Here is a 12686-nt window from a genome sequence, read left to right as displayed (position 1 = left end):
TCACTCGCGCCACCTCGCGGTCCGGCGCTGGTGGTCGACCGCCAGTGCCAGCGCGAACGCGATGACGGCGTCTACCGCCCACGCCACCTCGCCGGTCGCGAGGAGGTCGCCGCTCACCGAGACGAGAAACGCCACTAGCCCGCCCACCAGCGGATACGGCCACGTGCGGTCCACAGCGACCGATAGCGTCGCCCGTACTTACTGGACACGGTCGTTCTCGGCGTCGGCCGGGCCGTCGCGGGTCCAGTCGTCGGAGACGGTCCCACCGTCGCCGGCCGCGGTCTGTGTGTGGCCCTCGTAGTTGTCGGCGGTCACCGCCGGGGCCTCCGCCGCGACGTTCTCGGCGTGGCCGGTCCGGGCGCGGTAGTTCGCGGCCGTGGCGATGGCGACGCCGGCGACGAGGCCGACGACGAGGACCCAGTCGACGTAGTCGGCGAACAGCCACAACCCGGTGACGGCGAGGCCGCCGCTGACCAGCGCCGCCCCGGCGGTCTCCGCGATACCACGCCTGTCCATGCTGTCGTGTGTGACTCCACCGCACAAAAGTGTACGGTCGCTTTCACGTAGCCGAATCGACCGCCCTCACAGCGAGAAGCACTCGCCGTCGACGGCGATGTCGTCGGCGAACGCCCGGTCGGCGGGGACGTAGTGGGCCGTGTGGACGATGCGGTAGGATTCGGCGTCGATATCGTCGGCGAAGTCCCGCGCGCCGGGCAGGGTCATGTGCTTCGTGCCGAACGTCCGCGGCACGCCGTCATCGTCGTGGTGAGCGCCGCCCTTCGGGTGGAACTCGCAGGCCTCCTCGTGGACGATGCCCTCGACCAGCGCGAGGTCGGCGTCCGAGAGTGCGGCCTTCGAGCGGTCGGGAATCCCGTAGCAGGTGTCCCCCGAGATGGAAAGCACCGCGCCGCTCTCCGGTTCCTCGATGCGGAGACCGTAACAGAGCAGCGGCGGGTGTTCGACGGGGACCAGCGTCACTTCGAACCCGGCGACGGTGAACGTCTCGTGCGGGGTCTTGGCGTTGACCGAGACGGTGTCGAGGTAGTCGTAGCGACTCCGTATCCCCTCGGCGACGCTCTCGCCGGTGACCGGGTCCGTCTCGTCGGCGGCGTACACCGGGAGTTCGTCGAACAGGCGGTAGGCGTTGCCCAATCCGTCCAGATGGTCGAAGTGGACGTGCGTGACGATGGCCGCGTCGGGGGGTCCCACGTCCTGCGTGAGAAACTGCTGGCGAAAGTCCGGGCTGACGTCGACGAGCAGCGACTCGCCGGTCTCGTCGTTCCGGACGTACACCGAGAAGCGAGAGCGCTCGACGCCGTCGCTCGGGTCGACGCCTCGCTCGCGCAGCCGCTCGCACAGGTCCGGGCCGGGGTCGCGGGCACGCTCGCAGGTCTCACAGTCGCAGTCGACCGTCGGCGTGCCCGTCGTGTCGCCGGTGCCCAGCAACGTGACCTCCATCGCGTCACACTCCGTGACTGCCGTGGAAAAAGGTCGCGCCTCGTGAACACGCTCGCACCCTCCTTTCGGCGTGACACGACCGGTGCTAATTTTATAACGGATGGGGCTGAATGCGGTGACGATGTATCGACAGACTTCACTCAGGATTCGGCCGGTCACAGTCGCACTACTGCTCTCGGTCGGCCTCGTGGCCGCCGGGACGGGCGCGATGGTTGCGACGGCCGCGACGAGTACCGACGACCTCGCCGTACAGACCGCGTGGGCGGACCCGCTCTCCGAGACGTCGATGGTCACCGGGGCCAACGTGACACGGTTGCCGGACGACGAGACGGCGACCGTCAGTGTCTACTATCGACCCAACGGGACCAGCGACTGGCAACGTGAACGGGTCACCAACGTGACGACGACGGGCCTGCAGTACGTCGAACTCACGGGACTCCAACCCGAGACCGAATACGAGTACTACGCCGAAGCGACGGCAAACGGGTCGGTCGCGACGGGTGACGTGAAGTCCTTCGTCACCCTCCGTGACCGCCCCGACGTGGTCGCGACAGGGGCCTCGGACGTCACCGAGAGCGCCGCGACGCTACGGGCGAACGTCACCGACCTCGGCGGGGCGACCGGCGCAATCGTCACCTTCGAGTACAGACCACAGTCGGCCGATAGCTGGACGGTCACCGCCGAACAGCAGATCGGGAGCACCGGCCCGGTCGCCGAACAGGTGGCCGGCCTCGCTGCCAGTACCGACTACGAGTACCGCGTGACCGTCCGGGACGCCGACGGCGACGAGGCGCTCAGCGCCCGGTCGACGTTCCGAACCGACGACCCGGTCCGCGTCGTGACCGGCACGGCGACCGACGTCACGCAGCACAGCGCGACACTCACCGGCGAGATAACCGACTTCGGCGGCGCCAGTCCCGAGGTCGTCGCGTTCGAGTACCGGCGAGTCGGGGCCGACAACTGGGAGCGCGCCGACGCGACGCTGGCCTCCGACGGCACGTTCTCGGCCACCGTCGGGTCGCTGTCGCCGGGCACGTCCTACGAGTACCGCGCCCTCGCGAGTACGACCGACGGGGACGGCGACCGGGGCACCGTCCAGTCGGTCACGACCGTCGCCGACCCCGCCGTCCGCACCGGGTCGGCGTCGACCGTCGGCGAGACGACGGCGACCGTCGCCGGCAACCTCACGACGCTCGGCGGGGCCGACGAGGCAACCGTCGCCGTGCAGTACCGACAGGCCGGCACGGACGTGTGGACGACCGCGGCTACCGAGACGCGGTCGACCGTCGGTCCGTTCGCGGTGTCGCTCTCGGACCTGTCGTCGGGCACCGACTACGAGTATCGTGCGGTTGTGACGACGGCGGACGGCGCGAGAGACACCGGTGCAGTCCGGACGTTCAGCACCGACCGGGCGGCCTCGCCGCCGACCCTCGACTCGCTGTCGGCCCGCGACACCAGTCCCCCCAACCCCCACGTCGAACTCGACGTTGACTGGCGAGTGAGCGACGTCGACGGTGACCTCGACAGCGTTACCGTCACCGTCCGGGACGGCGACGGACTGGGTGTCCGTCCGGACGACCCGACCGTCGCCGGTGGGACTGCGAGCGGGTCGCTCTTCGCGTCGGTAAAGAAGGGCGCTGGCGAGACCTACACCGTCACCCTGACCGTACAGGACGTCGCCGGCGAGACGACGACCGGGGCGGTTCGCGTCTCGACCGGACGCTGACCGTGGCCACAGTGTGGACGGCGCTCGCGCCGTCGCGGGCCGTGTCTACTCCTCGGTCACGAGGTCTTCGGGGGCCAACCCGTGGCGACTGGCCGTGTCTGCGATAATCGTCTTCGCTCGTGCCTCGGCCACGTCGTCGACGAGACACTCGATGAACCCCGAGAGCAGGGCCGGCCGGATACGCAAGTCGACGAACTCCACTTGTCCCTCGGCGACCACGACGTCGATGTCCCACTCGCCCTTCTCGGGGTCGGTCATGCGGACGTCGACCCAGTCGTCGGCCGTCTCGTCGGTGTCTGTGAACACGTCGTCTCCCATGGGTATGCCAAATGACACCGAGCGGCATAAATGTCTGTCTCGCCGATGGGATCGCCACTACGGCGGGAGTGGCGTGCACTCACTTTCCGTGACGAACTGACGAACTATACGGCTCTGCGACGACGGGTGCAGTATGACATTCGTCGTTCCGTTCGACGACTCGGCGCACGCTCGCGCGGCCCTCGTCCGCGCCCGTGAGTTCGCCGACGCCCTCGACGAGGACGTCCTCGCGATCTCCGTCGTCCCGAACAACAACGTCGACTACGCCCGGAAGGCGGGGTGGCTCGGTCCCGAGGAATCGTTCGACCTCGACGCCATCGTTGCGTCGCTAGAGCGTGCGGTCCACGACATCGCACCCGAAGCGAGGTTCGAGTACGAGACCTGCGTCAGGGAGGCGACCGGGAACCGCATCGCAAAGCCGATACGGAAGTTCGCACGGCACAACGACGCGTCGATGGTGTTCGTCGGGTCGGCCAACGCCGGTCGACTCGTCACGACGCTCGGCAGCGTCGCCGGCCGCATCAGCACCGACGCGGCCTACGACGTGGTCATCGTCCGTCGCCTGCCCGAGACCTGACCGATCAGTGGTCGTGGTCGTGGCTGTGGCCGCCGTCGCTCGCTGCGTCGGCGTCCTCGGAGAAGTCCCCGCCGGCGACGAGGGCGTCGTGGTCTCCGTCTATCATGTCCATGTTCTTTAGGTTGTCACGCTCCTCGAAGTCCTTGATGGCGTCTTCGAGGTCCGCCTGAGTGAGCGTCGTGCGCTCCTCGGTCAGGGCCTCTAACACCGCCTCGCGGAGCACCATCCGGAGGTCACTCCCGGTCAGGCCCTCGGTGAGTTCTGCAAGCGTGTCCGGGTCGAAGTCGGTGATGTCCATCTCCCGGGTGACGATGCGGAGGATGTCCGCGCGCATGTTGCGGTCGGGTTTGGGGAAGTTGACGATTTCGTCGAAGCGCCGCCACGCCGCCGCGTCGAGTTGGTCGGGGTGGTTGGTCGCGCCGATGAGCAACACCTCGTCCTGAATCAGCGAAATCTCGTCGATGCTCTTCAGCAGGGTGTTGACGGCGCGTTTGATCGCGGCGTGTTCGTCAGACGACCGCGTCTTCGCGACGAAGTCGAACTCGTCCATGAAGAGGATACACGGCGAGAGCCGTTTGGCCACCTCGAACACCTTCTCGACGTTTTTGGCCGTCTCGCCGAGGTACTGGCTCGTAATCATCGACAGTTTCACCTCGACGAACGGGAGGTCCAAGTCGTGGGCGAGCGCCCGTGCGACGCTGGTCTTGCCGGTGCCCGGCGGGCCGACGAACAGCAGTTTCCCGATTTCGCGCAGGCCGATCTGGGCGAGGTAGTCTCGGTGTTCGATGGCCTTCACTATCTTCTGAATCTCGCCCTCCTGGTCGGGCGTCAGCACGAGGTCGTTCAGCGTCGTCTCGACCTCGGCGGGGGCGCGCACGTCGACGAGGTCCAGCATCTCCTCGTCGTCCTCGTCGTCGCTGTCGAACGCCTCCTCCAGCATCGCATCGATGAACGCGCGGTCGGCGCGCGCGGGACGGTTCGTGGCGCGTGCCGTCTCGTAGTCCAGGTCGAACTCGTTGCCGAAGGCCGCTACGAGCACGGGGTTGCGTTCGAGACGGTCGGCGTCGACTCGCTCGATGTACCACTCCTCGGCCATCTCCTGATCGGTGAAGGAGATGGCTCCGGAGAAGTCGTCGCGGTCGGTAAACATCAGGCCCGAGACGGCGCTCCACGGCCGTTCGACGCCGGTCGCTTCGCTCGCAGTCGTGTTCGTCGCCGACAGCGGTCGCTCGATATCACCGTCGCTCCAGAACACCGCCCGGTAGGCCGGGGGCAGGTCGTCTGGGTCGAGGTCCTGGCGCTCGCTATAGATGGCTGTCGTCAACAGGAACTCGACGACGTCCAGTTCCGGGTTGCTCATTCCCACCTACGTTGCCACGCGACCGGGATAAGTGACTCGAAGCGCCGGCGGCGACACAGTCGGTCCACCGGCATCGACCGGCAGATGCCGACCGCTCGGTGGCCTACTGACCGTCTGGTCGTCGCTCCACGACAAAACACCCCTCATTAGCCGGCGAACGCTTATGCTCCGGAGCGACGAATTTACAATGTCATGACAGTTGAGGACATGGAGCAGTACGGTCTGACGAAGATGAGCGACGAGGAGATGCGCGACTTCGTCTCGACCCAGCGGATGGGCGTCCTAGCGCTTCCCGCCGACGACGCGCCCTACGTCGTGCCGATGTCGTTCGGCTACGACGGGGCGTCGACGCTGTACTTCACGTTCGTCGGCGGCCCCGATAGCCGGAAGCGCACGTTGATAGAGCGAGCCGAGACGGTTCGGTTCCTGACCTACGCCGCCCAGTCCGCCTTCAACTGGGAGAGCGTCCTGTTGACGGGGACCGTAGAGCGCGTCCCAGAGCCGCAGTGGGAGGCGATACGAGACGTCCTCGAGACGGCGTGGCGGCCGGACGTGTTCGAGGCGGCCCGCGAATCCGAAGCGGTCGTCGTCTACCGGTTCACCGCCGACGACTGGGCGGGCATCAAACACACCGGCCTGCCGCCGGGATTCGACGCCGACGAGTCCTCGGCCTGAACGGGAGACAACTCGGGCCCCGCGGTCCCGAGTTTGTGAGCTTTTAACACAGCCCATGTCGTTGTCCTGTCCATGCCGACACCGGTCATCGTAGATGCGGTCCGGACGCCACAAGGGAAAGAGGACGGCGCACTCGCGGGCGTACGTAGCGAGGACCTCTCGGTTCCGCTCGTCAACCAGTTGCTCGCGAGTACTGGCGTCGAGAGCGACGAGGTCGACGACCTGCTCTGGGGGTGTGCCCAGCAACGCGGCGAGCAGGGTAACAACGTGGCGCGGGTCATCGCCCTGCTGTCGGACCTCGGCGAGAGCGTTCCGGCGTCGACTATCAACCGCTGGTGTGCCTCCTCCGCGGAGGCGCTGATGCGGGCTGCCGACGCCGTCGCGGCCGGCCAGCGTGACGTACTCATCGCCGGTGGCGTCGAGTCGATGTCCCGCGTGAAGATGGGCGAGAACACCCACAACGTCCACCCGCGACTCGCCGAACTCTACAACATCGGCGAACTCCAGATGGGGATGACCGCCGAGAAGGTCGCCGAGGAGAAGGACGTCGCCCGGCGCGAACAGGACGAGTACGCCGTCCGAAGCCACCAGCGCGCCGCCGAGGCGACCGATTCGGGGCGATTCGACGACGAACTCGTCTCCATCGGCACGGACGAGGGCCGCGTCGAGGAGGACGAGGGCATCCGCCGGGACACCGACGTAGAGACGCTCGCCGGCCTGCCGACGGTGTTCAAGTCCGACGGGACGGTCACGCCCGGCAACGCCTCCCAAGTCTCGGACGGCGCGGCCGGCCTGCTGGTCACCTCTCGCGAGTTCGCCGAGGAACGCGGCCTCGACGTGATGGCCGAAATCGGTGCCCACGAGGTGGCCGGCGTCGACCCGACGGTGATGGGCATCGGCCCGGTCCCCGCGGTGCGTCAACTGGCCGAGCGCACCGGCCGTGACACCGACGCCTACGACCTCGTCGAACTGAACGAGGCCTTCGCCTCCCAGTGCCTGTACTGCCAGCGTGAACTGGGCTTCGACGACGACATCTACAACGTCAACGGCGGTGCCATCGCCATCGGCCACCCCCTCGGCGCGTCGGGCGCCCGCCTACCGGTGACGCTCGTCCACGAGATGCAGAAACGCGACGCCGAACTCGGTCTCGCGACGGAGTGTGTCGGGTTCGGACAGGGTGCGGCCATCGAGTTCCACCGGCCGTAGCATAGCAGCGGTGGCCGGCACTGGCTGACCGACGGACCGAGCGGCGGGCGGTGTGTAGTGACGGGACGCCACGGAGCAGCGCGATTCAGACAGCTAGAACGCCTCCCGAGGCTGGCTGCTCGAACGGGCCGGCTGTGGGCCGCACTCTCAGCGACCCCCGACGACGGCCCACGCAAAGCGCGTAGCGCGTCGCGGGCGCCGAGAGCACCGGGGCGGTCTGACACTGCTACCGCTAACCGAAACAGACGGGCACGGCCGCCCGAACTGTTTTGAGTGCCCGGCCGTTGCTCCGCTCATGGAGTACACGACGCTTGGCTCGACCGGTATCGAGGTCAGTAAAATCTGTCTCGGCTGTATGAGCTTCGGCAGCGACCGCGAGTGGATGCTGGACGAAGACGAGAGCCGCGACCTGCTAGGGCGCGCCATCGAACTCGGTGTGAATTTCTTCGACACCGCGAACGTCTACTCGGCCGGCGAGAGCGAGCAGATTCTCGGCGACGTCCTCGCCGACTACGACCGCGACGAACAGGTCGTCGCCACGAAGGTCCGGTTTCCCGGCGCGAGCGACCACCGAAACGCCCGCGGTCTCTCCCGGAAGACCATCGAGCAGGAACTGTCGAACTCGCTCGACCGGTTGGGGATGGACACCGTCGACCTCTACCAGATCCACCGCTGGGACTACGATACGCCCATCGAGACGACGCTGCGGGCGCTGGACGACGCGGTCCGGCGCGGACAGGTCCGGCACGTCGGGGCCTCCTCGATGTGGGCCCACCAGTTCCAGCGCGCGCTCCACGTCAGTGAGCGGGAGGGGCTGGCGCGTTTCGAGACGATGCAGGACCTCTACCATCTGGCCTACCGCGAGGAGGAACGCGAGATGTACCCGCTCTGTGACCGGGAGAACGTCGGCGTCATGCCGTGGAGCCCGCTCGGCGCGGGCTATCTCACGCGCCCCCACGAGGAGTTCACGTCGACGACCCGCGGCGTCCACGAGACGGAGAACGCCGAAGTGCCGTACGCCGAGGGGCCGGGCAGTCGGGAGATAAACGAGCGCGTACAGGAACTCGCGGCCGACTACGGCGTGACGATGGCCCAAATCGCGCTGGCGTGGCAGTTCCAGAACGACGACGTCACCACGCCCATCGTCGGCACCTCCAGCATCGAGCATCTGGAGGACGCCGTCGAAGCGCTGGAGATCGACCTCTCGGCGTCGGACGTGGCCTACCTCGAAGAACCGTACGAGCCGGTGCCGGTGTACGGGCACGAGTAGCGAGGCGCCGAGTGAAACGAGGGGCCTCGGGTTGCGAGCGGCGCGACGGAGTGAACGGCCCTCGGTGAAGCGGGGAGTAGCGAGGTTCCGAACGCAGTGCGGAACCTCGACGGAACGGTGAGCGGAGCGAACCGTGGAGTAGCTGGATTTCGAACGCAGTGAGGGGTCCCGAAAACGAAGGCTGATCGGCGGGAGCCACGGCGCAATCCGTGTCTCCCCGCCAACGATTTGCACGGTCGGGGACTATCGTCACGTACAGTCTACGGCCCGACTTCGCTATGATTCCGCCCGTCGTCCGCCGCTGTCCCGAGTGTGGGCACCTGACGTGGAGCCACCGCTTCCCGGTCGTGAGCGCCAGCGACGGGCCGCAACTCGTCGAATGCCCGTCTTGCGGCCACCGGTTCGAGACGGTCGACAACCCGTGGCTCAACTGACCGCGGCATCTGGCCGCCCCGGTCGGCGTCTCGCGCGTGTCGCGACTACGGGTCGAGCAACTCGCCGGTCGCCACCGGCACCACGCCCCCGCCGACCGCGACGTGGACGTCGTCGCCCGCGCTCGCGTCGGCGTGGAGGGAGAGGAGCGACGGCCGTCCCATCTCGTAGCCCTGTTCGACCCGAACGTCGACGACGGGGCTGCCGCGGTACTCGGTGCGAGCGAGGTACGCGGCGAGACAGCCGTTCGAGGAGCCAGTCGCCGGGTCTTCGGGCACGTCGTAGAACGGCGCGAACACGCGGGCCGCGAGGTCGTTCTCCTCGCTCCGTGCGTCGGGCGCGAACGCCAGCACGTTCTTTGCCTCGCGGTCGCCGGTCACCCGGTCGTAGGCCGCGTGGTCGAGGTCGATACTCGTCAGCGCCTCGCGGTCGGTCAGCGGGACGACGATGGTCGGCAGGCCGGTCGAGACCACCCGCACGGGCCAGCGGTCGTCGAGCGCCTCCCGCGGCAGGCCCAGCACCTCGGCCAGCGCGGCGTGGTCGAGTCGCTCGCCGAACTCCGGGGTCCGCTGAGTCATCCACAGCGTCCCGTCCTCCCGCGCCTCGACCGGGACCTCGCCCACGCCGAGGTCGAGCGTCACCGTCGCCGGTCGGTCGTCGGCGAGGTGCTCTCGAATCACGTGGGCGGTCCCCAGCGTCGGATGGCCGGCGAACGGAATCTCGCTATTGGGCGTGAAGATGCGCACCGGCCACGCGCCGTTTTCGGGTGGTCCGGTGACGAACGTCGTCTCGGAGTAGTCCATCTCGCCGGCGATGGCTTGCATCGTCTCCGTCGAGCGGTTGCCGGCGTCGGTGACGACGGCCAACTGGTTGCCGGCGTAGCGCTCGCGGGCGAACACGTCGACGATGTGGAACGGGTGGGACATACGAGACGTCTCGCCGGCGACGACAAAGAGCGTGGGGATAGTGTGGTTCGCTGTCCCACACGGCTTTGGCCGCCCGCCTCGTCCATCCGGTATGGAGACGGTCGCAATGGTCTGTTACGACGGCTTCGACGAACTGGACGCAATCGGCCCCTACGAAGTGTTCGAGAACGCCACCCGGTTCGGTGCGACGTGGGACGTGACGCTCCGGACGGTCGATGACCAGTCGACGGTCACCGCCAGCCACGGCCTCACAGTCGACGTAGACGGGCCACTCGCCGACACTGACCCGGACCTCCTCGTGGTTCCGGGCGGCGGGTGGAACGACGGGAGCGATGCGGGCGCACGCACGGAAGCCGACCGGGGTGACCTGCCCGACGCCATCGCGGCCGCTTACGGGCGAGGGACGACCATCGCGGGGGTCTGCACCGGCGGGATGCTCCTCGCCCGTGCCGGCGTGCTGGACGGACGCCCTGCCGTCACCCACCGCGGCGCACTCGACGACCTGCGCGAGACGGCCGCCACGGTGGTCGACGCCCGCGTCGTCGACGACGGCGACGTACTCACCGCTGGCGGCGTCACCTCGGGACTGGACCTCGCGGTCCACCTCGTCGAGCGTGAGTGGGGCGCCGAGACTGCCGACGCCGTGACGACGGAGATGGAGTACGAGTCCCGTGGGTCGGTTCACCGGTCGGCGTGAGGGTGCTGACGGTCGGATCCGCCGGTAGCGTGACGACAAATTTTAAGTTCGTGTGTAAAGCACGTTTTACACGTAAAGCGAGCTTTACGGAAAGGCCGCTTTACGTGGTTCCCGATGACTGCAACCGCACACACCACGACGACGTATCGACGCACGTACTTCGGGCTCTGGGCCGCCGCTGGCCTCGTATTCGCCCTCCTCATCGCCGTCGGGTATCCGCTCGTCGGCGTCGGCGCGTTCGCGTTGGGGGCGCTTGGCGCGACCGCCCTGCAACACCGCTCGTCGGTCGTCATGTTCGACGAGCGAGACACGACCGTCTTTCAGGAAGCCGGCGCCAACACCGTCGCCGCCGTCGGGATGAGTTCGGCCGTCGTCTTCCCGACGCTGACGGCCCTGCGGGCGCTGGGCATCGTCGAGTGGCCCCTCTGGCTGGCGCATCTGGGCTGGTTCGTCGCCGGTCTGTTCGCCATCTGGGGGCTCATGGTCGCCGTCGCCCGGTCGAAGCGATGAACAACCGCCTGCCCGCCCTCCGCGAGGGCCGCGGCGAGAGTCAGGCCGACCTCGCGGCCGCCGTCGGCGTCACCCGCCAGACTATCAACGCGCTGGAACGCGACCGCTACGACCCCTCGCTGGAACTGGCGTTCGCGCTGGCCGACCACTACGACTGCGCCATCGAGGACATCTTCTCGCCGGAGGCGTGACTCTCGTCGGCGTCGCTCGTTCGGACTGCAGATACAACGGCCAGAAAGCCCCCGGTCGAGGGCTTCGTTGCGGTCCTCGGCATCACTCCGTTCGTCCCTGCGGTCCTTCCGTCACCCGTCTTCCCGGAGCGTGGGCGGTCGACTGTGCCGACCGCCACGCTGGTGGCTCCTTTCAGTCCCGCCTGATTCGGTCGGGACTTTCTGGTTGTTCGCGGCAGTCGCTGCAACAGATACAGCAACCCGTACTCGTCCTAGGCGCTCTGGCGAGCGTCGTCCAAGAGGGCCTGAACGTTCACGGCTTCGCCGCGCTCGCTGCTCTCGATGGCGGCGAAGACGATGGCCATCGACTGGAGCGTCTCCTCGACGCGGGTGGCCATGGGCTCGCCGCCGTCTAGCCATTCGCAGAACTGCTCGATGAGCCACGCGTTCTCCCAGAGGGGCCGTTCGGCGGGCGGTACCTGCTGACCGTCGCCCTTCTGGACGCCCTCCCAGTTGCCCACGCGGTCCGGGTCGAAGGGGAACCGTTCGACGTCGCGGTTGTCGAGGACGACGGTCTCGTCCTTGCACTCGGCGCGGAACTGCTCGTGGCCCCAGCCGTTGAGCGTCGTCGCGTTGGCGTAACTCCCCTCGTACTGCGCGCGGGTACCGTCCTCGAAGTGGAGGGTGACGAGGCCGGTGCAGTCGCCTTCGTAGTCGGCGCCGTCGGGAACCCACGTCTCGGCGTAGACGCGCTCACAGCGGGCGTCGGCGAACGCACGGAGCATGTCCAAGTGGTGAATGGCGCCGTCGAGCAACAGCATGTCCCCCATCTCGTGAACGTACTCGGAGTAGAGGCCACGCTCGCGGACGTTCCCGGTGTAGCGGGCGGTGAGGTAGTCGATGGGACCGGCCTCTGTGAGCGCGCGCCGGAAGGTCGTCTTGTCCTGATCGTAGCGGTGGCTCATCGTGACGCCCATCTTCGCGTCGGCCTCGCGGACCTTCCGAGCGATGCGGACCGACCCTTCCAGCGTGTCGGCGATGGGTTTCTCGGAGATGATGTCGAGGCCGTGGTCCAGCGCCGTCTCGATGACGGGTTCGTGGGCCGCTGGCGGCGTGACGACGGAACAGAAGTCCGCATCACGCTCCGAGAGGGCGGTCTCGAGGTCGGTGTAACAGCGCTCGGGCGAGAGGTCGAGGTCTGTCTCGGCGCGTTCGAGGCGTTCGGGGTCCATATCCACGGCCGCCACGACTTCGACACGGCCGGCGTCGACGTTGGGTGGAATCGCTTCGGTTGCCCAGTGTCGACCCTGTCCGCCGAGGCCGACGTGTACCATCCGGTATGTCATTGGTACGTACCAACG

The 12686-nt window shown here is 67.7% G+C and carries 16 protein-coding genes; 9 read left to right on the top strand and 7 right to left on the bottom strand.

Annotated features, from left to right (window positions below):
- From G9465_RS02030 to G9465_RS02020, 3 genes are all read right to left on the bottom strand, one after another.
- On the bottom strand, positions 1 to 174 hold the full coding sequence (locus tag G9465_RS02030) for a hypothetical protein (protein ID WP_166967063.1): 174 nt from the start codon (positions 172 to 174) through the stop codon (positions 1 to 3).
- A gap of 24 nt (positions 175 to 198) precedes the next feature.
- Positions 199 to 516 (bottom strand): hypothetical protein, encoded by a 318-nt coding sequence (locus G9465_RS02025; RefSeq protein WP_166967062.1) that lies wholly within the window; start codon positions 514 to 516, stop codon positions 199 to 201.
- 66 nt (positions 517 to 582) lie between these two features.
- Positions 583 to 1458, bottom strand: a complete 876-nt coding sequence (locus G9465_RS02020; RefSeq protein WP_166967060.1) for an MBL fold metallo-hydrolase — start codon at positions 1456 to 1458, stop codon at positions 583 to 585.
- Between the two features lie 121 nt (positions 1459 to 1579).
- Here G9465_RS02020 and G9465_RS02015 point away from each other — a divergent pair, with 121 nt between their 5' ends.
- Complete coding sequence (locus G9465_RS02015) at positions 1580 to 3184, top strand: fibronectin type III domain-containing protein (protein ID WP_166967058.1); 1605 nt, start codon at positions 1580 to 1582, stop codon at positions 3182 to 3184.
- A gap of 45 nt (positions 3185 to 3229) precedes the next feature.
- Here the strand turns inward: G9465_RS02015 and G9465_RS02010 are convergent, their stop codons facing one another.
- Positions 3230 to 3502, bottom strand: coding sequence for a hypothetical protein (locus tag G9465_RS02010; protein ID WP_166967056.1), 273 nt, complete (start codon positions 3500 to 3502; stop codon positions 3230 to 3232).
- A gap of 133 nt (positions 3503 to 3635) precedes the next feature.
- On the opposite strand from G9465_RS02010, the gene G9465_RS02005 reads away from it, so the two are divergent.
- Complete coding sequence (locus tag G9465_RS02005) at positions 3636 to 4079, top strand: universal stress protein (protein WP_166967054.1); 444 nt, start codon at positions 3636 to 3638, stop codon at positions 4077 to 4079.
- A 4-nt stretch (positions 4080 to 4083) separates the two neighbouring features.
- Here the strand turns inward: G9465_RS02005 and G9465_RS02000 are convergent, their stop codons facing one another.
- Positions 4084 to 5439: an ATP-binding protein gene (locus G9465_RS02000; protein ID WP_166967052.1), complete on the bottom strand. Its 1356-nt coding sequence runs from the start codon at positions 5437 to 5439 to the stop codon at positions 4084 to 4086.
- 192 nt (positions 5440 to 5631) lie between these two features.
- Between G9465_RS02000 and G9465_RS01995 the strand changes: the two genes are divergently transcribed.
- From G9465_RS01995 to G9465_RS01980, 4 genes are all read left to right on the top strand, one after another.
- Positions 5632 to 6114, top strand: coding sequence for a pyridoxamine 5'-phosphate oxidase family protein (locus tag G9465_RS01995; protein WP_166967050.1), 483 nt, complete (start codon positions 5632 to 5634; stop codon positions 6112 to 6114).
- 72 nt (positions 6115 to 6186) lie between these two features.
- The gene (locus G9465_RS01990) at positions 6187 to 7320 is read left to right on the top strand and encodes a thiolase family protein (RefSeq protein ID WP_166967048.1); all 1134 of its coding nucleotides are present in this window, start codon (positions 6187 to 6189) and stop codon (positions 7318 to 7320) included.
- A gap of 295 nt (positions 7321 to 7615) precedes the next feature.
- On the top strand, positions 7616 to 8590 hold the full coding sequence (locus G9465_RS01985) for an aldo/keto reductase (protein ID WP_166967046.1): 975 nt from the start codon (positions 7616 to 7618) through the stop codon (positions 8588 to 8590).
- A gap of 278 nt (positions 8591 to 8868) precedes the next feature.
- Positions 8869 to 9024, top strand: coding sequence for a hypothetical protein (locus G9465_RS01980; RefSeq protein ID WP_166967044.1), 156 nt, complete (start codon positions 8869 to 8871; stop codon positions 9022 to 9024).
- A gap of 45 nt (positions 9025 to 9069) precedes the next feature.
- Here the strand turns inward: G9465_RS01980 and G9465_RS01975 are convergent, their stop codons facing one another.
- Positions 9070 to 9948: a PhzF family phenazine biosynthesis protein gene (locus tag G9465_RS01975; protein ID WP_166967042.1), complete on the bottom strand. Its 879-nt coding sequence runs from the start codon at positions 9946 to 9948 to the stop codon at positions 9070 to 9072.
- A 91-nt stretch (positions 9949 to 10039) separates the two neighbouring features.
- Between G9465_RS01975 and G9465_RS01970 the strand changes: the two genes are divergently transcribed.
- The 3 genes from G9465_RS01970 (at position 10040) to G9465_RS01960 (ending at position 11346) form a co-directional block, all read left to right on the top strand.
- The gene (locus tag G9465_RS01970) at positions 10040 to 10645 is read left to right on the top strand and encodes a DJ-1/PfpI family protein (RefSeq protein ID WP_166967040.1); all 606 of its coding nucleotides are present in this window, start codon (positions 10040 to 10042) and stop codon (positions 10643 to 10645) included.
- A gap of 114 nt (positions 10646 to 10759) precedes the next feature.
- Positions 10760 to 11155 carry a hypothetical protein gene (locus G9465_RS01965; protein WP_166967038.1) on the top strand — a complete coding sequence of 132 codons (396 nt, stop codon included), beginning with the start codon at positions 10760 to 10762 and terminating at the stop codon, positions 11153 to 11155.
- Positions 11152 to 11346, top strand: coding sequence for a helix-turn-helix transcriptional regulator (locus tag G9465_RS01960; RefSeq protein ID WP_166967036.1), 195 nt, complete (start codon positions 11152 to 11154; stop codon positions 11344 to 11346). The genes G9465_RS01965 and G9465_RS01960 overlap by 4 nt, the downstream gene beginning before the upstream one ends.
- A 251-nt stretch (positions 11347 to 11597) precedes the next feature.
- Here the strand turns inward: G9465_RS01960 and G9465_RS01955 are convergent, their stop codons facing one another.
- Positions 11598 to 12671, bottom strand: coding sequence for a Gfo/Idh/MocA family protein (locus tag G9465_RS01955; protein ID WP_166967034.1), 1074 nt, complete (start codon positions 12669 to 12671; stop codon positions 11598 to 11600).
- Positions 12672 to 12686: the final 15 nt, after the last annotated feature.

Origin of the sequence: Haloarcula sp. JP-L23 (assembly GCF_011602445.1) — an archaeon.
In the GTDB taxonomy this organism is placed as follows: Archaea; Halobacteriota; Halobacteria; order Halobacteriales; family Haloarculaceae; genus Haloarcula; species Haloarcula pellucida.
The sequence above is the reverse complement of the archived record's forward strand: the minus strand, read 5'-3'. Positions and strand labels throughout refer to the sequence as shown.

Coding starts and splice junctions, on each gene's coding strand:
- G9465_RS02000 (WP_166967052.1), bottom strand. CDS start 5,439: ATGAGCAACCCGGAACTGGACGTCGTCGAGTTCCTGTTGACGACAGCC.
- G9465_RS01975 (WP_166967042.1), bottom strand. CDS start 9,948: ATGTCCCACCCGTTCCACATCGTCGACGTGTTCGCCCGCGAGCGCTAC.
- G9465_RS01970 (WP_166967040.1), top strand. CDS start 10,040: ATGGAGACGGTCGCAATGGTCTGTTACGACGGCTTCGACGAACTGGAC.
- G9465_RS01980 (WP_166967044.1), top strand. CDS start 8,869: ATGATTCCGCCCGTCGTCCGCCGCTGTCCCGAGTGTGGGCACCTGACG.
- G9465_RS01995 (WP_166967050.1), top strand. CDS start 5,632: ATGACAGTTGAGGACATGGAGCAGTACGGTCTGACGAAGATGAGCGAC.
- G9465_RS02020 (WP_166967060.1), bottom strand. CDS start 1,458: ATGGAGGTCACGTTGCTGGGCACCGGCGACACGACGGGCACGCCGACG.
- G9465_RS02025 (WP_166967062.1), bottom strand. CDS start 516: ATGGACAGGCGTGGTATCGCGGAGACCGCCGGGGCGGCGCTGGTCAGC.
- G9465_RS01965 (WP_166967038.1), top strand. CDS start 10,760: ATGACTGCAACCGCACACACCACGACGACGTATCGACGCACGTACTTC.
- G9465_RS01960 (WP_166967036.1), top strand. CDS start 11,152: ATGAACAACCGCCTGCCCGCCCTCCGCGAGGGCCGCGGCGAGAGTCAG.
- G9465_RS02010 (WP_166967056.1), bottom strand. CDS start 3,502: ATGGGAGACGACGTGTTCACAGACACCGACGAGACGGCCGACGACTGG.
- G9465_RS01990 (WP_166967048.1), top strand. CDS start 6,187: ATGCCGACACCGGTCATCGTAGATGCGGTCCGGACGCCACAAGGGAAA.
- G9465_RS01955 (WP_166967034.1), bottom strand. CDS start 12,671: ATGACATACCGGATGGTACACGTCGGCCTCGGCGGACAGGGTCGACAC.
- G9465_RS02005 (WP_166967054.1), top strand. CDS start 3,636: ATGACATTCGTCGTTCCGTTCGACGACTCGGCGCACGCTCGCGCGGCC.
- G9465_RS02015 (WP_166967058.1), top strand. CDS start 1,580: ATGTATCGACAGACTTCACTCAGGATTCGGCCGGTCACAGTCGCACTA.
- G9465_RS01985 (WP_166967046.1), top strand. CDS start 7,616: ATGGAGTACACGACGCTTGGCTCGACCGGTATCGAGGTCAGTAAAATC.